General features: G+C 61.6%; 16 protein-coding genes. 7 read left to right on the plus strand and 9 right to left on the minus strand.

The features are described 5' to 3' along the window. Positions 1 to 91 precede the first annotated feature (91 nt). The 5 genes from VGM51_14525 to ilvE all read right to left on the minus strand — a co-directional run bounded on the left by VGM51_14525 (position 92) and on the right by ilvE (position 6945). A complete protein-coding gene (locus VGM51_14525; protein ID HEY3414252.1) occupies positions 92 to 1570 on the minus strand; it encodes a hypothetical protein in 1479 nt (492 codons plus the stop codon). Between the two features lie 216 nt (positions 1571 to 1786). Next, positions 1787 to 4333 (minus strand): ATP-dependent Clp protease ATP-binding subunit, encoded by a 2547-nt coding sequence (locus tag VGM51_14530; protein HEY3414253.1) that lies wholly within the window; start codon positions 4331 to 4333, stop codon positions 1787 to 1789. Positions 4334 to 4451: 118 nt separating this feature from the next. Next, positions 4452 to 5516: an ATP--guanido phosphotransferase gene (locus VGM51_14535; GenBank protein HEY3414254.1), complete on the minus strand. Its 1065-nt coding sequence runs from the start codon at positions 5514 to 5516 to the stop codon at positions 4452 to 4454. Then, a complete protein-coding gene (locus VGM51_14540; protein ID HEY3414255.1) occupies positions 5513 to 5923 on the minus strand; it encodes a hypothetical protein in 411 nt (136 codons plus the stop codon). The genes VGM51_14535 and VGM51_14540 overlap by 4 nt, the downstream gene beginning before the upstream one ends. Before the next feature lie 86 nt (positions 5924 to 6009). After that, the gene (ilvE, locus tag VGM51_14545; GenBank protein ID HEY3414256.1) at positions 6010 to 6945 is read right to left on the minus strand and encodes a branched-chain-amino-acid transaminase; all 936 of its coding nucleotides are present in this window, start codon (positions 6943 to 6945) and stop codon (positions 6010 to 6012) included. A gap of 279 nt (positions 6946 to 7224) precedes the next feature. On the opposite strand from ilvE, the gene VGM51_14550 reads away from it, so the two are divergent. The 6 genes from VGM51_14550 to VGM51_14575 are packed head-to-tail and all read left to right on the plus strand — an operon-like array spanning position 7225 to position 10955. Continuing rightward, entirely contained in the window at positions 7225 to 8601 is a 1377-nt protein-coding gene (locus tag VGM51_14550; protein HEY3414257.1) for a radical SAM protein, read from the plus strand. After that, positions 8598 to 9203, plus strand: coding sequence for an isoprenylcysteine carboxylmethyltransferase family protein (locus VGM51_14555; GenBank protein ID HEY3414258.1), 606 nt, complete (start codon positions 8598 to 8600; stop codon positions 9201 to 9203). The genes VGM51_14550 and VGM51_14555 overlap by 4 nt, the downstream gene beginning before the upstream one ends. After that, positions 9200 to 9991 (plus strand): prolipoprotein diacylglyceryl transferase family protein, encoded by a 792-nt coding sequence (locus VGM51_14560; protein HEY3414259.1) that lies wholly within the window; start codon positions 9200 to 9202, stop codon positions 9989 to 9991. The genes VGM51_14555 and VGM51_14560 overlap by 4 nt, the downstream gene beginning before the upstream one ends. Continuing rightward, positions 9969 to 10229 carry a hypothetical protein gene (locus VGM51_14565; GenBank protein HEY3414260.1) on the plus strand — a complete coding sequence of 87 codons (261 nt, stop codon included), beginning with the start codon at positions 9969 to 9971 and terminating at the stop codon, positions 10227 to 10229. Before VGM51_14560 ends, VGM51_14565 begins: the two co-directional genes overlap by 23 nt. Further along, positions 10226 to 10480: a hypothetical protein gene (locus VGM51_14570; protein HEY3414261.1), complete on the plus strand. Its 255-nt coding sequence runs from the start codon at positions 10226 to 10228 to the stop codon at positions 10478 to 10480. Before VGM51_14565 ends, VGM51_14570 begins: the two co-directional genes overlap by 4 nt. Before the next feature lie 10 nt (positions 10481 to 10490). After that, positions 10491 to 10955 (plus strand): DUF4395 family protein, encoded by a 465-nt coding sequence (locus tag VGM51_14575; protein ID HEY3414262.1) that lies wholly within the window; start codon positions 10491 to 10493, stop codon positions 10953 to 10955. Positions 10956 to 11025: 70 nt separating this feature from the next. Here the strand turns inward: VGM51_14575 and VGM51_14580 are convergent, their stop codons facing one another. After that, entirely contained in the window at positions 11026 to 11988 is a 963-nt protein-coding gene (locus VGM51_14580; protein HEY3414263.1) for a sugar phosphate isomerase/epimerase, read from the minus strand. A gap of 182 nt (positions 11989 to 12170) precedes the next feature. Here VGM51_14580 and VGM51_14585 point away from each other — a divergent pair, with 182 nt between their 5' ends. After that, positions 12171 to 13364, plus strand: coding sequence for a serpin family protein (locus tag VGM51_14585; GenBank protein HEY3414264.1), 1194 nt, complete (start codon positions 12171 to 12173; stop codon positions 13362 to 13364). 129 nt (positions 13365 to 13493) lie between these two features. Here the strand turns inward: VGM51_14585 and VGM51_14590 are convergent, their stop codons facing one another. From VGM51_14590 to VGM51_14600, 3 genes are all read right to left on the minus strand, one after another. Beyond that, positions 13494 to 15137: a PQQ-binding-like beta-propeller repeat protein gene (locus VGM51_14590; GenBank protein ID HEY3414265.1), complete on the minus strand. Its 1644-nt coding sequence runs from the start codon at positions 15135 to 15137 to the stop codon at positions 13494 to 13496. Positions 15138 to 15424: 287 nt separating this feature from the next. Then, the gene (locus tag VGM51_14595; protein ID HEY3414266.1) at positions 15425 to 17152 is read right to left on the minus strand and encodes a glycosyltransferase family 39 protein; all 1728 of its coding nucleotides are present in this window, start codon (positions 17150 to 17152) and stop codon (positions 15425 to 15427) included. 118 nt (positions 17153 to 17270) lie between these two features. After that, entirely contained in the window at positions 17271 to 18053 is a 783-nt protein-coding gene (locus tag VGM51_14600; protein HEY3414267.1) for a polysaccharide deacetylase family protein, read from the minus strand. Positions 18054 to 18060 lie beyond the last annotated feature (7 nt).

The raw sequence follows: 18060 nt of genomic DNA on the forward strand, positions 1-18060 counted from the left end.
CCGAGGCCCAAGAGAGCTGAATGATGCCGGGCAGCCCTTTGCGTTAAGGGCTGCCCGGCATCACGTTGCACACTCGATCCAGGCGGAAGCGTTAGGGCATCGAGTCCAGGCCGGCCGCAATCCGCGCGATGCGGACGGCGTCAGATATGTCGAGTTTATTTGCCCCGGCGCCGGTCTTCACCACGTTGTAAGCTGCCATCTCCTGCGCGGTGGCAATCTTCTTGCCTCCGACGATGGCCGCCGCGGCCGCTACATCCCGGGCCTGGAACCCTGAAGCGAACAACGGTCCGGTGATGAATATGTCGGGTTTTTCATTGAAATCCATCGGCACAAGGTCCTCGGACGCGCTTACGAATGCGACGTACCGTCCATCGGATGAGGGATACCCGTACCCGCTGGATCTGTTTCCCTGCAGTCCATCCACGCCAACGCTGAGCCTTGTCGTGACGTTAGTCTGCAGGTCTCGCATGAAGACGTCCGCCTCATCGTTTGTGTCATTGGCCACGAGGTTTCGCGCTTTGGAAGTGTAAGTAACATACCGGCCGCTGTCGTTAATCCAGGCGACGATGCTATCCCTGTTGCCGAGGGTCACCCCATCGGGCGCGACGCTGACCGCCTTGTCCGTGCCCGCCGTCATGTCGTGAACGTACACCTGCCCCCAGGGCGAAACGGTACCGGGCAAGGTTGTGTAGACGACGTAATGGCCGTCATAGGAAGTAGAACCGAGCACCCCCGTGGCGACGAGCGACGTCGTGTTCTGTGTGGGGTCGGTGTCGCGAACGTAGACGCGGGGGATCTGTCCGGTGAGGCCGGGCACAAGGTTGTCCGAGAATGAGAAGTACGTGATGTACCGTCCGTTCGATGTGATGTTGGGCTCCTCAGACCCGCTGTTGCTCTGAATGCCCGCGGTGGACTTGCTGACAAGGTAGGTACGCCGCGCCTGAAGGTCGCGCACGAAGATGTCCTTATCCTGATTTGTATCAGGAGCGGCGGTCATATTGGTGGCCCGCGAAAGAAACGTTACGTAGCGTCCGTCCGCGCTGATACATCGTGCCGTGCTCCAACTGTCGTCGTTGGCCTCTCCGCCGCTGTCCGGCACGCTCACGCGGGCCGTTGTGCCCAACCATATGTCTCGAACGAAAACGTCTTGCGACCCATTTGTATCGCCGGCGACTAAATTACTGGCCCACGAAGCGAACGCCACGTAGTGTCCGTCCGCGGACACGGAAACGCTGTCGATCCCTCCGTTCAAGGGCTGCCCATCCGAGGTTGGCGTCACGAGTGTATTCTGGCCGGTCTGCATATCGTGCAGCACTGCCACCGTTCCCGGGCTGTTCGAATGGATGTGCAGATTCTCGGCGTCGGTGACGAACGCCACGTAACGGCCATCCGCGCTGACGGAAATGGGCGCAAACGAGCCGCCCATGACGTCTCCGCTGGCGAAGTTCCACCCACCCATGCCACTGTCCTGGCTGACGCGCGAAAGGCCGCCGAGAGAACGCGAGGCGAGGGTGCACAGAGTGACGGCGACGATGGCCGTCGTTGAGTAAAATCGATGCGATGGTGCCATAGATTGCTCCCTCCTGGAAGCAGAGTGCCGCGCATGACAAGTGGCGCGCGGGCCAATGGCATCATTCCACATCCATCCATCAACCTCCAGCATCAAAAAGCGGGCGGTCTCTCTCTTAAGAGGCCGCCCGGCAACGTGGGAGAACGAAGATGGAGGTTGGACGCTATTTGTCCAACCTCCATCTTGTTCAACTAACCAACGATGGAACCCTGCGCCTTACAGCGCTGTCGGTTCCTCGGGCGGCTCCGGCGCCGGCTCAGGCTCCACGGGCGGCTCAACGACCGCGACTGAGGAGGCTGCAGCCACCGCAACCGGCTCCTTGGCCTCCTCGCCCCCGCGGGCGAAGTGGACGTGGTTGTCATCGTCCAGTTCCGCCACGATGGTATCGCCCTCGCCGAATCGGCCGAGCAGGACCTCTTCGCTCAACGGATCCTCGATGAGGCGCTGGACCGCCCGGCGGATCGGTCTTGCGCCGTAATGCGGATCGTAACCCTCGTTGGCGATCAGTTCGCGGACAGCGTCGGTCATCGTGATCGTCATGCCGTGGCCGGCCAACTGCTTCGTGACGCGCCCAACATGCAGGTCCACGATCTGGTGGATCTCTTCCCGTGTCAACTGGTGGAAAACAATCACCTCGTCCACGCGGTTCAGGAACTCAGGGCGGAACGTGCGCTTCAGCTCGTCCATTACCCGGTTCTTCATGCTTTCGTAGCGCTTGGGCTCCTGAGCCTCGGCCGGACGGCCGCCGCGGAAGCCCATGGACTTGTTGTCCATGATCTCCTGTGCGCCCACGTTGCTGGTCATAATCAGGACCACGTTCTTGAAGTCCACGCTGCGGCCCTGGCTGTCCGTGAGCCGTCCATCTTCCATGATCTGGAGGAGGATGTTGAAGACATCCGGGTGCGCTTTCTCGATTTCGTCCAGCAGGACGACACAGTACGGGTTCCTACGGACTGCTTCCGTTAATTGGCCGCCCTCGTCATAGCCCACGTAGCCCGGAGGCGCGCCGACAAGCCGGCTGACAGCGAACCGCTCCATGTATTCGCTCATATCGATCCGGATGAGTTTATCCTCCGAATCGAAGAGGAACTGGGCGACGGCGCGCGCGAGTTCGGTCTTGCCGACACCGGTTGGCCCCAGGAAGATGAACGAGCCGATGGGGCGCTTCGGGTCCTTGAGTCCGCTGCGGCTGCGGCGGACGGCCTTGGAAACCGCCACAATGGCTTCGTGCTGGCCGATGACTCGCTCGTGCAGCACTTCCTCCATGCGGAGCAGTTTCGCCATCTCGGTTTCAACCAGACGCGTCACCGGGATACCGGTCCAACTCTGGACGATGTGCGCAATCTCGTCTTCGCCGACCACCGTGGGCGCGTTCTGGCGGCGCTCCCGCCATTCCTCGTCCAGCTGGTCCACCTTATCCTGCAGTTCCGATTCCTTGCGGCGGAGTTCGGGATCCCGATCGTACGCGGCGTGTGACGGCAGGCCGGCGCGTTCCTTTCGGACCGCCTCCAGAGCCTGTTTTGCTGCGCGGAGGTCGGCCGGCGGCAGGGTCACCTGAAGCCGCACGCGGCTTGAGGCCTCGTCGATCAGGTCGATGGCCTTGTCCGGGAGGAAGCGATCGCTGATATAGCGGTCGGCGAGTTTCGCGGCGGCGATGAGGGCGTCCTCGCGGATTTCCACCTTGTGATGCTGTTCGTAACGGTCCTTGATGCCGCGCAGGATATCGATGGTATCCTCAACGCTCGGTTCCTTGACTTGAACCGGCTGGAAGCGGCGCTCAAGGGCGGCGTCCTTTTCGATGTACTTGCGATATTCGTCCATCGTGGTGGCGCCGATGCACTGCATTTCGCCCCGCGCCAGCGACGGCTTCATGATATTGGATGCGTCTATCGCGCCTTCGGCCGCGCCCGCCCCGACGAGCGTGTGGAGTTCGTCGATAAACAAGATCACCTCGCCGGCAGCCCGACGAACTTCCTCCATTACGCGCTTCATCCGCTCTTCAAACTCACCGCGATACTTGGTGCCGGCAACCAGGCCCGCCAGGTCGAGGCTGACGATACGGCGGTCCTTCAAGGGCTCGGGGATATCGCCGGTGACGATGCGCTGCGCCAGCCCTTCCGCCACGGCCGTCTTGCCGACCCCCGGTTCACCGATGAGGACGGGATTGTTCTTCGTGCGTCGGCTCAGAATCTGGATGACGCGCTCGATCTCCTGGGTTCGCCCTACCACCGGGTCAAGCTTATCGTTGCGCGCGAGGTCCGTAAGATCCCGCCCAAACTCGTCGAGCGTGGGAGTGCGGCTTCTGGTCTTGGCCTGAGCGACCACGTTTTCATTGTCCTGCAGTGAAAGGACTTCGCGCCGGGTGCGATCCAGGTCGACACCGAGGCGCGCGAGAACACGCCCGGCGATGCCGTCGGACTCGCGGACAAGGCCGAGCAGCAGGTGCTCCGTTCCGATGTAATTGTTGTTGAGCTGGCGCGCTTCCTCGTACGCAAGGTCGATGACGCGCTTTGCGCGCGGCGTCAACTGCATCTCTTGGCCCAGGCGGCCGTCGCCCCTGGCAACCTGGCGCTCTATCTCCTGCCGAACCCGGCCGAGATTGACGCCCAACCGCTCCAGAATCCGGGCGGCCACACTGTCATTCTCGCGGACGAGACCGAGCAACAGATGCTCTGTGCCCACATAGTTTTCGCCAAGCCGGGCCGCCTCCTCCTGTGCGAAGAAAATGACCCGCCGTGTCCGTTCTGTAAATCGTTGCCACATGCTGCAGAATATCCCTTCAACCTGGCCTGGCGCGACGAACGCATTTTGCGTTTCGAGCCATCCCCCACATGTATATTATACCCGGCGCCGCCCGCTTGCGCATGGCCGTCACCGGGAACTACTTGCCGCTCGTCAAAGCCTCTCGCACAAGGTCCGCGCGAGCCCGATCCCGCTGCTCGGGCCGCAGTGCCATCCCGGAAATCGCCTGCAACGACGCCGGACGGACTAGCACGAACAACTGTTGGACGACCGCTCGCCTGACAATGTTCACGAGTTTCAGGTCGAGCCCCAGTTTCAACCGGGACAGCAACTGAAACGCTTCGGCGGTGCTGATGCGCCTTGCGTACTTCAAAACTCCGTAGGCGCGGGAAGCCGCATCCGCAATTCCCTCTCCATCTACATTCAACAGTTGATTACGTGCTTCGCGTTCCGCCGCAACGAGGAATTTCACCGTTGAGTCCACTCTGCTGACGATCTCATCCTCTGACGGACCGAGCGCAAAACGGTTACTAACCTGAAAAACGTCCCCGGCGCTTTCCGACCCTTCGCCGTAGAGTCCGCGGACCGCCACGCCCATGTTGGCGGCCCCGCGCAGCGTCTCGTCGCGCTTGCCAATGAGTTGAAGGCCGGGCAGATGAAGCATCGCGGATGCGCGCAGACCGGTGCCGACGTTCGCGAGATGCGTCGTCAGATAGCCGTAACGCGGCGAGTAGCACCACGGGAGATGGCCGGCCAGCCAATCGTCCAGTGCGTCCAGGATGCGCCACGCTTCACGCACATCGCGCCCGGGCAGAAAACACTGCATCCGTACGTGGTCTTCCTCGTTGATCATCACGCTGAGCGTCCCGGTGGGGCTGATGATGCCCAGTCGGTGCTCCGGGTACTCCGCCATTCCGGTGCTCACGAGGTGGCGCTCAACCAACGTGCGCCTGGCAACCTCATTCAGCGAGGCTACGTGGGCGATCCGGAAATCCGCGAAATCCTGGGAAGCCTCAAATGGAGCGCTGCATGTTTCGGCGACTGCCGCCAGCTCCTGAAGTGTTGCCCGGCCGGGAAAGGGAGCCGTCGCGACATTGCGCGCCAGGCGCATACGCGTGGTGAAAACGACATCGCCCTCTGGCCCGCGCGTCGAAACCCACGCAGGCATCAGACTGACGGCGGCCTCATCGGTCAGGCGTATCAAAGATCGGTCCTCGGGGGCGCGGGGGCAATTCCTCCCGGACGCCCGTTGCGCCAGGCCCGAGGACGCTTTCCGCCGTGAGTGGGATTCGGCATCGCCTTGGAGAGCAGCTCGCTGATCACGGGCTCAAACGCGCCATAGCACTCCGGGCAGCCAACCCGGCCGCGGCGTACCACATCCTCGATGTCGAACCCGCAGCGCGGGCACGAGAGCGATTCCCGTTCGCCCGGCTTGGATAGCCGGGCCAGCAGATCGCCCGCGCCTGACGCCCAGGTATGCCCCGAGGACTCCCACTCGGCGGCGCATTCGGCGCAAAGGCGTGCGGGCCTCGCGCTGTCCGCAGAAGACACTTCGGCCACGGCCGCCCGCTGCCCGCAGTTCTCGCACCAAGTTGTGCCGTATGAGTCCATAGGAGTCTGTCAGCCTGCGGCCAGGGACGCGCTTTCCACGGCCGGCGCCATTCCGCGCCCGGGTCCCGACTCCCGGCCTCCACCGTTCAGTCCTCGATCGGTACGCCTTCGCTCTTAGTACGCGCCCGGAACTTGGCGATCAACTTCTTAGTGATCGGGCCCGGCTTACCGTTACCGATCAGGCGGCCATCCAGCTTGCACATCGAGATCATTTCCGCCCCTGTGCCCGTGAGGAACGCCTCATCGGCGGTGTAGACGTCAAACAGGCTCAGGTTCATCTCCTCCACACGGTACCCCGAGGTGTTCGCGATTTCGATAGCCGTCGCGCGGGTGATGCCTTCCAGTATGCCGGCGCTGGCCGGCGGAGTCATGATCCTGCCGCCGCGGATGATGAAGATGTTGTCGCCCGTGGCTTCGGCCACATAGCCCTCACCGTTCAGCAGCAAGCCCTCGCCGGCCCCCTGGCGGTTCGCTTCGAGCTTCGCCTGGATATTCGCCACATACTTGCCCGTGCTCTTCACGCGCACCTCCAGGCTGTCCGGCCGGGGGACGCGTGACGATACCGTGACCACCTCCAACCCGTGCTCGTACATCTCGACAGGATAGAGTGACAGCTTGCTGGTCATGATCGCCACGGTCGGGTTCGCGATGTTCTTCGGGTCCAGGCCCAGTCCGATACCACGAGTAACGGTGACGCGGATATACGCATCCGACAGCCCGTTCGCCCGAAGCGTCTGCCGGATGGCGTCGCGCATCTGCCTCTTGGTGATGGGGAGGTCAATCATCAGCACGTGGGCGCCATTGTAGAGGCGATCGAGGTGCTCGTCCAGTTTCCAGACCTTCCCTCCGTACGCGCGAATACCCTCAAAAAGGCCGTCGCCGTAGAGGAAGCCGTGGTCCAGGACACTCAGTCTAGCCTCGGCCACCGGGACCATTTTGCCGTCCAGGTACATAACTGGGGTCGCTTCGGTGTCCTGTTGTTTGTCGGAACCGTTGGTTTTCTGCTCGTTTGATTTCGCCATTCGATGATTCTCCTTACTACTCAAAACTCGTTCATCGCTGTAACTGAGTATAGCATCCGCCCGTGGCGTGTCCCGGTCCTCCCCGTTGGGCCCGGGCGCAAAACAGTGACTTTGGTACTACACCATCGCGCGAACAAAGAGCGCATCCTGAATCCGATAATAGCTGATCAGTTCGAAGCGGTCGCGGAGTGGTTATCATCGGCAGCAGGGTTTCGAAAAGTGGGCGGCCGCTCGCTAGATGGCACATCATACATGCGGGATCGGAAACGGAGCGCAACTATGGCACGGCACCGGAACGAGGACGTATTCGACAGCGTGACAACCAGCCTGTGTTCGGTGTGCGCGGAGACAGTCCCCGCCCGGATTGTCCGCCGCGGAACTTCCGTGCACCTTCTAAAGCGCTGCCCCGCCCACGGGCCCCACGAGGAACTGCTGGAAGAGGACGCGAAGTTCTATATGCGCCGCGACGATTACCGCGCCCCTCCAACGCCGTCGAGCGTTGACACCGAGATCAGGCTCGGGTGCCCGCATGACTGCGGGCTCTGCCCCGACCACGCCCAGCACACGTGCATCGGCCTCATTGAGGTGACAAACGCCTGCGACGCCGCTTGCCCCATCTGCTACGCCCGTGCGGGCGGCAACACGGTCCTCGATCTGGCGACCATCGGCAAAATGCTCGATGCATATCTCGAAGCCGAAAGCGGCAATGCGGAGATACTCCAGATCAGCGGCGGTGAACCAACGACCCACCCGCAGATTGTGGATATCATCCGACTTGCGCGAAACAAAGGCATCCGGTATGTGATGCTCAATACGAACGGGATCCGGCTTGCGGAAGAACCGGGTTTTGCCGAATCACTGGCCGAATTCCACGGAGGGTTTGAGATATACCTCCAGTTCGACGGTTTCGATCCGAAGGCATCGCGCGCGTTCAGAGGGACGGACCGCACCGGCACCCACCAGCGGGCGCTCGATCGCCTGGCCGCGACCGGAGTGCCGGCAACACTCGTCAACACCGTCGAGGCCGGGGTGAATGATGACCAGCTTGGACGTATTATCGAATTCGGACTCTCCTCTCCGGCGGTGAGGGGCATCAACTTCCAGCCTCTGGCCTATTTCGGAAACGCGGACCAAAGGCCCTCGGGCGGCCGGGTCACACTGACGGGCGTGATCAAGAGGATTAAGGAGCAGACGAACGGAATGCTTCGCCCGGATGATTTCATTCCGCTGCCGTGCGATCCGAACCGGGTCGCGTTCTCTTATCTGTACCGGCAAGGCGGGCGGTTCGTGCCGATGGCACGGCGTTCCGATCTGCGCCAGTACCTTACCGAGACCGGCAACACCTTGGCGTTCTTCCCGAAAGATGCGCTGGCCCGGATATCCGAATCGTTTTGTTGCGGACAGACGTGTTCGTGCATCGCCGCCGTCAAGGACCTCATCCCGTTGATTCCGCTTGCACGACGAGCCGCCAGGGCAAAGGACAAGGTCGCATTCACCACCGAAAACTTCTTCCGCGTAACGGTCACTTCGTTCCTCGATCGCTACAACTTTGACCTCCAGTCGATGCAGATGGAATGCGTTCACGTGCTGACGCCGGACGGGCGGCGCATCCCATTTTCGGCGTACAACCTGTTTCACCGGGGGAAATGCCGATGAGCGCTGAAACCGTCATATTCGTTTCGCGCCTGATCGTGCCGCTCTGCGCTTCCCTGGTGCTGACTGCCGTGGCGCTGAATTTCGCGCTGGCGGCTGACAGCGGCGCCGTCAAGGTGCGGACCCGCAGTCCCGTGGCAACCGCGTCGATGCTGGCCTTCCTGCTCGCCGTTTACGTCCTGATTCACCGGCACATTGGCGACTTTCGCGTGTTCTCGAACGCTATTTCGGCGGGCATTGCCGCAGCGGGGGCGGCGCTCGTTGCCGCGGGCGGCATCGTGAACGTTCTCGGTCGAATCAGGCTTGGAGGCAACTGGGCGAACCAGGTGACCGTGTACGAAGACCAAACGCTGGTGAGCACAGGCGTGTTCGGCCTTGTGCGCCACCCACTTTATGCTTCCCTGATCTGGATGTTCGTTGGCGCCTCGCTCGTGTACCAGAATGGCGCAGCACTCGCGGCGACGATGCTGATCTTCGTTCCCGCGATGCAGTATCGCGCATCTCTGGAGGAACAGCTGTTGGCGCGGCAATTCCCGGAATACGCCAGCTATCAGACGCGCGTGGGGCGGTTATTCCCCCGCATCTGGCGAAAGGTACGGCCATGAACCCAGACGCGCTTCCGTCAAACTGGGGACTTCGGGCCGTCCTGTTTCACGCGGGCGGCTTAGCCGTGCCGTCGTACGAAACGTTCGTCCTGCTGGCCATCGTCGCCGGTTTCATCGCTTACTGGCTGGCAGCGAGAAAGCAACCTGAGTTGGGGGACCGTTCAGCCTACCTGATCATGGCGGCGCTGGTCGGAGGGGTGTTCGGCGCGAAGGCGCCGGTGTGGGTGATGCATTACTGTGAAGTAGCGGCGGCGCACTCCCCACTGGCGTGGCTCTCCGGCAGAACAATCGTCGGCGGGCTCATCGGCGGAACGGCGGCAGTGGCTCTGACGCGTCCCTGGCTGGGAATGCGCGAGAGGTCCGGCAACCTGTTCGCGGTCGGAATGGCCCTCGCTCTAGCTGTCGGCCGCATCGGGTGTCTGCTGCGCGGATGCTGTTACGGGGTCCCAACCTCGCTGCCGTGGGGCCTGGACCTGGGCGACGGCATCCGCCGGCACCCCACCCAGCTCTACGAATCACTGTTTGCGTTCGGTCTCTTCGCGTGGCTCGTACGCGCTTCGCGTCGGCATCCGTCACCGGGAGCTATGTTCCGCACGTTCATGCTCGCGTACTTCTCGTTCCGGTTTGCCGTGGAGTTTCTGCGGTTCGAGCCGCGAACCGTGGCGGGCCTGACACTCGCGCAAATTGTCTCAATCGGCGTGGTGGGCTACTACTTGACGATCGGACGCATCGCCAATCATCCACCACTTCATGAGGTAGCACCATATGAAACCGTCCAAAGCAGCTGACTTCTTCATTGGCCTGGTCGGGATCTATCTGACAGGGGCATTGATGGCAATCCTGATGCCTGCGGTAGGGTTTGGTGATGAGGTATTACCGGTCGGCATCGTCGTCGCGATTGGACTGTGTATTTGGGCGGTCGCCCGGCAGCGTCCGTACATTGTCCTAGGGATGGTAATGTCCATCGTGTTTCCCGCGCTCGCCTTTGGAGCCTGCACGCTATTACTCAGCGGGGTACAGTGGTGAACCGGACTAAGCTTGGCGATTTCTTCATCGGATTTCTGGGAATCACGGCGGTGGAGGCCTGTATCTATCTGATACTGAGGGAAAGCACCGCGTGGGGACTGATGGCCGTCATCGCCGGTGCTGTGTCGCTCTTGGCGGCCTTTCAAGCGAAGAGACCCTTTATAACGCTTGGAATCGTCGCCACCGCGGTCTTTCCGCTCATTGCGTTCGGCGCTTGTGTTGTCGACGTCTTTCGGCATGGCTTTGACTGAGGAGACGGAAATGATAGGTTATGAACCTGTATCGGTTTCACGGAACGGCTTCCGATTCTGCCGGTGGTCGGTAACCGTGATGGTATGGATCGGGGTCATCTGGCGGGTTGAGGCCTTCATCTTGGCAGCAGCGCTCATCATGGCGGCCAGCGCGATCCTCACAATACGCAACGCCCCCATGATCTGGCTGTGGACGCAGACCGTCGACCGGGCGATCCCCTCACCCAGCGAAATGCTGGATGTTGGCGGGATGCGTTTGGCTCAATCCGTGGCAACGTTCGCGCTGGGGGTTCCATGGCTTGTTCTCAACTACGGCCCTGCCTCCGCTTCGGAATCCATGTGGCGCATCCTGGTCTTTGTGGCTGGATTCAAGACCTTGGGTGCTCTGGGCTATTGCCCGGTATCGCGGATGTTCACATGCCTCATCAGCGGCGGAAACTGCTGCACGTGGCTGAAGGGGCGCAAGGCGGCGTGAAACGATGGGGCCGGCTCACGCGAGCCGGCCCCTCCCATCCAACATCCAACTTCTATCTACCAACCTCCAGTTATGCCCACCACATCTCGCCGGGGGTCTCCTGGAACACGACCGTTTTCAGCAGCTCCACCGCACGCTCGAAGCCTTCGTTGACGCTCATGATGCTGTCTTCGTGCTCGATGGAGATCACCCAGTCGTAGCCGACCATTCGCAGGTTGCTGATGATGTCCTTCCACGTGCCGAAATCGTGGCCGTAGCCGACCGTGCGGAAGACCCAGCTGCGATGGATTTCGTCGCTGTATGGCTTGGTGTCCAGCACGCCGTTGGTCTTCGTATTCGCCTCATCTACCTTCACGTCCTTGGCGTGGAAGTGGTAGATGCAATCTCCCAGGGAGCGGATGGCATAGACGGGATCGATCCCCTGCCACCAGAAATGGCTAGGATCGAAGTTGGCGCCTACGTTTTTGCCGGCGGCTTTGTGAAGTTTGAGCATGGTTTCGGGGTTGTAGACCACGAAACCGGGGTGCATTTCCAGGCAGGCCTTCACGTTGTTCTCTTCGAGGAACGCGTTCTGAGCCTTCCAGTAAGGGATGACCTTTTCGGCCCACTGCCAGTCGAGTATCTTCGTAAAATCGTCGGGCCACGGGCAAGTCACCCAGTTGGGGGCCGTGGACTGATCGCTGTCTCCCGGACAGCCGGAGAAGGTGTTCACCCGCTCCACGCCCACGAGGTTGGCGAGGCGCACGGTCTTGGTGAACGTTTCCTGTTCCTTCGCGGCAAACGCCTTGTCTGGATGCAACGGATTGCCGTGACACGAAAAGGCATCGAGGATGAGGCCACGGCTCTCGATCGCGCTGACGAATGCCTTACGCGCCGATGCGCTGGCAAGCAGTTCGTCCAGGGGGCAATGAGCGTTGCCGGGATAGCCGCCGGTGCCGATTTCGACCGCTTGCACTCCTTTGCTCTTGATGTAGTCCAGCGCGTCTTCAAATGACTGCTGGCTGAACAGGACCGTAAATACGCCGATCTTCATGGGTTTGTCCTCGCCTTCTTGATAATGGGATTCGGGAAACAGGATTAGCGATTCAGCGCCTGAAGCGTCTGTCACGGCATTATGTTGCAGCCAGGTCAGCGAGCGCAAACGACTGATTGAAGTTGTTCAGCGCGGGTGGAGTCCAACACGATGATTGCAACCCAGGAAAGGACATTGAAACCATGAAATCGACCATCCTTGCTGCCATACTGCTAACCATCGGTGGCGCCACCGCCGCGGAAGGTCCCGCACCCGATCCCCGTGTGGTAACCGCGCACTCCGCCCTTGGCTTCGACCTACTGCACGAACTGGACTCCAAACCGGGCGAAAACGTGTTCTTCTCCCCGTCCAGCATCTCCACGGCGCTGGAGATGACCTACAACGGGGCCTCCGGCCGTACGAAGGCTGAGATGGCGAAATCCCTGCACCTCGACGGCCGGAGCCTGGATACCGTAAACCATGCGAACCAGTCCCTGCGGACGAGCGCAATGAGTGGCGATCCGAAGGTGAAGGTCGCCATCGCCAACTCGCTCTGGGCGCAGAAGGGCTTCCCGTTCCTGGCAACGTTCATGCAGCCGGTCAGACGGCTGTACGCGGCCGCAGTGGAGAATGTTGATTTCGGCGTTCCAACGGTCAATCAGCGTATCAACGCCTGGGTGGAGCAGCGGACGAACGGCAAGATCCGGAACTTGCTGCCCAGACTGAATCCACTGACGCGCCTCGTCCTGGTGAACGCCGTGTATTTCCACGGCCAGTGGACAGACCAGTTCAAGAAAGCCGCCACGCACCAACAGCCCTTCCATCCTTCGACTTCTTCGGCGAAGCAGGTGCAGATGATGTCGCGCAGCGGTCAATACCGTTACCTCAAGGGAGACGGCTTCCAGGCCATCCGGCTGCCCTATGGTTCCGGACGTTTCGCCATGTATGTGTTCTTGCCGGATACCATGGACGGCCTGCGTGCGCTCAGCCGGCAGGCCAACGCCGCGCGTTTGTCGGAATGGTTGAAGGGTATGCGGCCGATGGAGGGCTCCATCAGCCTTCCGCGCTTCAAAGTCGAGTACAGCCAGGCGCTCAACACTTCGCTGAAGTCTCTGGGGATGCGCCAGGCATTCGATCGATCCGCCGCGGATTTCCGCGGCATGACCGGCAGACGCGATCTGTACATCGGCCTCGTCCAGCACAAAGCGTTCGTGGATGTGAACGAGGAAGGCACCGAGGCCGCCGCAGCGACCGCAGTGGTCATGGTTGGTCGCGCGGCGCCCGGCCCACACGGCTTCGTGATGGTTGTGGACCACCCATTCCTGTGCGCGATCCGGGACGACCAGACCGGCGAGATCCTGTTTCTGGGCACGATCTACGACCCCACGACCAACTGAACGGGGAATGCCCGGCGTAGCCTTCGCCGGGCATTCCTCCTGCCACGTTCCGCCTTTCAGCCTCAAGAAAACGAGGGCGGCGGGCCATCGCTCCCGCCGCCCTCCTTGCCCCGCCCAGGGGGCAAGCCTTTACGGAGCCACCGCAGCCGCCGCGGAAAACCCGTACAACGCGCCGTCCGTACCGGCCACAACCATAATCCCGTCTGCCGCAGCGCTGGAAACGGCCGGAGAGCCAACGAACTTCACATTCGGATCGGTCGTAGCAAACTCCACGAACCTCGTTGGGTCCGAGGGCCGAATGCCGTAGACGCGTCCGGTAGTAGTCGCCGCGAACAACACGCTCTTCCCATTCGGCATCGGGTCTACCACAGGTGTGCCGAGGAATGAGCCACCGTCTTTGAATTGTGCCGGATATCCGGCCACGGGCGAGCCGTCTGCCACGTTCAGGGCGCGGATCGTGTTGTCTGTACCGCCGAAGTAGGCGATGCCGGCCGCGCTGTCTACCCACGGAGAGCCCATCACCGGCGTGCCAAGGGATACCGGACCCCATTTGACGATGTCCGAGTGGCTGATCAGCGCGTAAACGTTTCCTTCGGGCGTTGTAGTCAGGACGAGCCCGCTCCGGGCATCGACAAACGGTGTCGCGGAAATCGGCATCTGGCTCAGTTCTCGGGCGCTCATCACCGCGTAGCCGTTGCCGGTGCTGATGTTGTACAGCGCGCCATCCGAACTGCCAACCCATATGCCGTCCGAGCCAGGCATGGACGGCGTGGTAAGGACTCCGTTTCCAACGGGTACAGAGATGCTGATGAGCGCGCCTGTATCCTTATTGAACCGGCGAATGCGTCCGTCACCGCACGCGAGCGTCACATCGTTGGGGCCGACGAGCGGCATAGCTTCCATCTCAACGCCGGCCGGCACAACCTGCTGCTGCCATACCAGCCTGCCGGCCGTGTCGAGGCGGTAGCACATGCCGTTATTCGCGGTGAAGTAGTAGCCCACGCCATCCGTGGCCACCCGGCCCCGGATGGGGGCGCCCAAGTTCGCAGCCGCGGGGAACCGCCATGCCAGTTGGCCCGCAGTCGGACCGGCGACATTCACGGCGTAGACCACGCCCGAGTCTGAGCCGGCGATCGCGATATTGTTCACAACAGTAGCCGAGGAAGTGAACGGCTCTTGGGCCTGAAACCGGAACTGCGGCGCCAGTTTCGTCACATAAGTCGCTGTGAAAGTCGCTTGTGCTTGAACGCTCGTGTCGATTCCGCTGTTGACGGCGATTTTGACTGTCCCCTGCGCATCGACGGGCGTGCCGGGATTCGACTGAACAACCAGAAGCCCTGCAACCGGCTGATCCGGCGGCAGGGCCTTCAGCGATACCATCGTCCGGGACTCGGTCCCCTGCCAAACCCCGTCGGCATTATCGTCGTGTACCATGATCGAGTAAGTGTTGCTCGATGGCGTTAGCGCCACCGTCACGTCGTCGGGCGAGTTGCCGGTGTTGGTCACAACGCAGGGAAACGCCATCGCGCCGGCCACGTTATCACTTGCGTGGGGAAGTGACAAGGTAACTGAAGGGCTGGCCGCGACAGTGACATTAGCGTCCGGGGTTTGAACCGACACCGCCGTTATCGCATCGACATACGCTACCTGCGCGGACGCGGTGACCACAGTACCGGCCAAAGTGCCTTTAGCTTGCGCAGGGGCCAGCGCCGCAAGCAATAGGATCGGGAGTATAACGCCATCCCACCGGACGGACGACTGGATTCTGTTCATGCTCGGTCTCTTCCATCAGCCCACACGGGCCGCGTTGAATTCGGGTTCCTATCCGTATTCCACGCGAAGGGTGGTCGGCAGACTGAGGGGGGCGGAGCAAGAAATCTGCATCGGTTGCCCGATGCGGAGGGGCTCAACCAAAGCGAGCAAACACTGGAAGCGTCATTTCCGGGATCGTCCCGCCGGGTTCTGACGGGGATGCGCGATGGGCTCGGGCCAAAAATGAAGGTGGGCGACGGACCGCTTGGGGGTCCGTCGCCCACCGAAGACTATCGCCGGCGGAAGTACTACCGGGCAGCGCCTTCGCGAAGGAGCAGAAGAGCGCGCTGGCTCAGAATCGCTCCGGACTCCTTCTCATCCAGTCCCCGGAAGAGGCCGAAGCCAGTGTAAGGGCCGGCATCGAACCGGGCGAATTGGTCATGCATTGCCGGCGGCAGGATCTGCCCGTACATCTCCCGCCAGATATCGTAGTTCTCCGAAGTACGATTGCTCGGAAAGAGCGCCGCAGATAGGTATAGCGCCTTCAAACCGTACAACCCGTCGAGGTTTTCAAAGTCCTTGTCGGCGTTAGGTATCCAGACGGACGTACGTCCGGCGTACCAGGCCATTTCGAATGCCCGGTCGGAGACAATGGGTGAATTGGGTGCGACGATGCGTCCGACTGTCGTCTCGGCCTCGTGCGTTGAGGAGATGCGCGGTGCAGGAACAGCGAGCGCCGCGGCCAGGGGGATAACCATGAGCACGCCCGCGAGCACATTGACGCCGGCCACAATCACATTGGGCGCCTTTGAGTCGGTCAGAAGCCGAACGAAGAAAGCCGCCGCGAAGGCAAGCATGATCGGTGCGAATGCGGTAAGCGTTCCCATCTGGAACATGAAGAGGTTGCCCAGCATCGCGACGCATATCACCGATCCGATCAGCATGCCTCGCAGGGCATTCACGCCGTTGCGCCGGAACGAGTAGAACAGCCCAACGATGAAAAAGGCGACCAGGTACGGCTGGCCGAGCACGGGAAGCGTGCCATAGGACACCTGGATTCCCTGAACGACTTTACGGCCCAGATCGCCGCTGGTCTCCTGAACGAGCCCTAGTACCGTCTGCGGTACCGTGCTGCGGTACAGCGAGAACGCGGGATGCGCCTTGGTGCCCATGCCGATCTCCAGAGCTCGAAGGCCGAAGAACGGACTGCCGGTGACCGACGTGTTGCGGATCATCCAGGGTCCGGCCACAACGAGGAACGCCAGCAAAAACACAACCAGCCCCGCTTTGCCTTCACGCTTTCCGGCGACGTACACACACACCGCAACGGGCAATAAGGCGAGCAGAAGCATGTAATCGGTCAGGTAACAAAGCGCGAAGACGACTCCGCACAAAGCGGCCTTCACGACGACGCTGCGCGTGCTTGGGACACCGCCATCCGGCTGGGCCGCCTGCGCGAAACGGAGGATCATGAGGCACAAGAGTGTGAACATGAAGGCGGCCATCGTCGCGGAGCCTGTTGTGAGAATCATGTTGGTCATGAACAGGCTTGTGACGTAAGCGAACACGGTCAGCTGCCCCACCTTCGCATTGAACATCTCTTTTGACAGTGCGTAAAGCACCGGGATGGTCAACAGAAAAAAGAGAGCGGAAACCAGGAATACCTTGTTGTCGGACGCGCCCGTCGCAAGGACCAAGGCCTCGGCGTAGATGAACAGGGGGGGGTGGACCATGTCTTGCATGCGGACGGTTTTCAGTCCGCCAGCCGCTGTGGTCACACCGGTCGCTCGGGTTGTGGCCAGCGGGCGGATAACGCTTGTGACGAAGCCGTTTCCGGACTGAACATTGCGGGCCACCTGGGCCATATCCATGGCGTCCATGTCCGTGATCTGAGCGAACTGGCGAACGTAGACCGCCCACACAATCAGCACGGGGAGGACAAGGGCCAGGATGAGGGTCATTACGACGCGCTTCGCGTTGGCGTTCGCGCGGTCATGGGTACGGGATTCTTCATCCCGCTGGGTTTTTACAAACAACGTCAACACCTCCAGGGTAGGTAGTTAGTCAATGCAATGCAATTAGGGTGCCAAGCGAGCGTTTATCTGGAAACGGTTGAAATGCCGTCTTCCGCGGGGCTTCGACGGCCGTTCAAAGCTATGCGTCGCCCGTCACTTTCATCTGCAGTCCGGAATATCGCCGGCGTCCCAGCAGCGCCCGCGCCAGCGCCTTCGTCCGATAAACCCCCAACATACGAAGCCGATGGGCCAAGCTCGTATCCAGCAGCTTGCTCAGCGCATCCGGATCGTGCCACGAGCGCACCGCCAGACGCGGCAGCGAGAACGGATCGGTTGCGCTCCCGGCGAAGGCGGCGCGCGACGTGGCCGCCCACGAGTAGCCGCACTCCAGAAGCAACCCCCTCCCCCCGCGCGGCGCATCCCCATTGGGCCACGACAATCCGGTGACCGGGCCGCCGATGGCGTCTTCGAGCGCCGAACGGGAGTCCAGCAATTCCCTCCGTAGATCCGAAAGCGACAGCGTTCCGGCAAATGGGTGCGTGGCGGTATGCGACGCGATGTCCATGCCGGCCTTGGCGGCCTGGCGCCAGTCTGCGGCGCTTCCATACGCGTCGCAGTCCATCTTCCCTGATATCACGAAGAACGTCCCCGTCCAACCAAGTTCCTGCAGCGCCGGGATCGCGATCTCCGGGTTGCCGCGGAAACCGTCGTCGAAGGTTATCACCACAGGCTTCAGGCCCCCCGACAGACTGGCCCGCACGTCAAGCCATCGGGGCACGCTCATACCGGTGTACCCGGCATCCGCCAACGCGGCCATGTGAGCCCGAAACTGCCCGGATGTAACCGTCCAGGATGCGACAACGTCCTTCGGCAGCGCGCCGGATTCCGTCACCTCATGGTACATCAGTATCGGAGTCAACACCGCATCG

The sequence above is a fragment of the Armatimonadota bacterium genome, from assembly GCA_036504095.1.
Lineage (GTDB): Bacteria > Armatimonadota > DTGP01 > JAKQQT01 > JAKQQT01 > DASXUL01.

Coding starts and splice junctions, on each gene's coding strand:
- VGM51_14585 (HEY3414264.1), top strand. CDS start 12,171: ATGAAATCGACCATCCTTGCTGCCATACTGCTAACCATCGGTGGCGCC.
- VGM51_14525 (HEY3414252.1), bottom strand. CDS start 1,570: ATGGCACCATCGCATCGATTTTACTCAACGACGGCCATCGTCGCCGTC.
- VGM51_14590 (HEY3414265.1), bottom strand. CDS start 15,137: ATGAACAGAATCCAGTCGTCCGTCCGGTGGGATGGCGTTATACTCCCG.
- VGM51_14540 (HEY3414255.1), bottom strand. CDS start 5,923: ATGGACTCATACGGCACAACTTGGTGCGAGAACTGCGGGCAGCGGGCG.
- VGM51_14550 (HEY3414257.1), top strand. CDS start 7,225: ATGGCACGGCACCGGAACGAGGACGTATTCGACAGCGTGACAACCAGC.
- VGM51_14565 (HEY3414260.1), top strand. CDS start 9,969: ATGAAACCGTCCAAAGCAGCTGACTTCTTCATTGGCCTGGTCGGGATC.
- VGM51_14555 (HEY3414258.1), top strand. CDS start 8,598: ATGAGCGCTGAAACCGTCATATTCGTTTCGCGCCTGATCGTGCCGCTC.
- VGM51_14530 (HEY3414253.1), bottom strand. CDS start 4,333: ATGTGGCAACGATTTACAGAACGGACACGGCGGGTCATTTTCTTCGCA.
- VGM51_14575 (HEY3414262.1), top strand. CDS start 10,491: ATGATAGGTTATGAACCTGTATCGGTTTCACGGAACGGCTTCCGATTC.
- ilvE (HEY3414256.1), bottom strand. CDS start 6,945: ATGGCGAAATCAAACGAGCAGAAAACCAACGGTTCCGACAAACAACAG.
- VGM51_14580 (HEY3414263.1), bottom strand. CDS start 11,988: ATGAAGATCGGCGTATTTACGGTCCTGTTCAGCCAGCAGTCATTTGAA.
- VGM51_14560 (HEY3414259.1), top strand. CDS start 9,200: ATGAACCCAGACGCGCTTCCGTCAAACTGGGGACTTCGGGCCGTCCTG.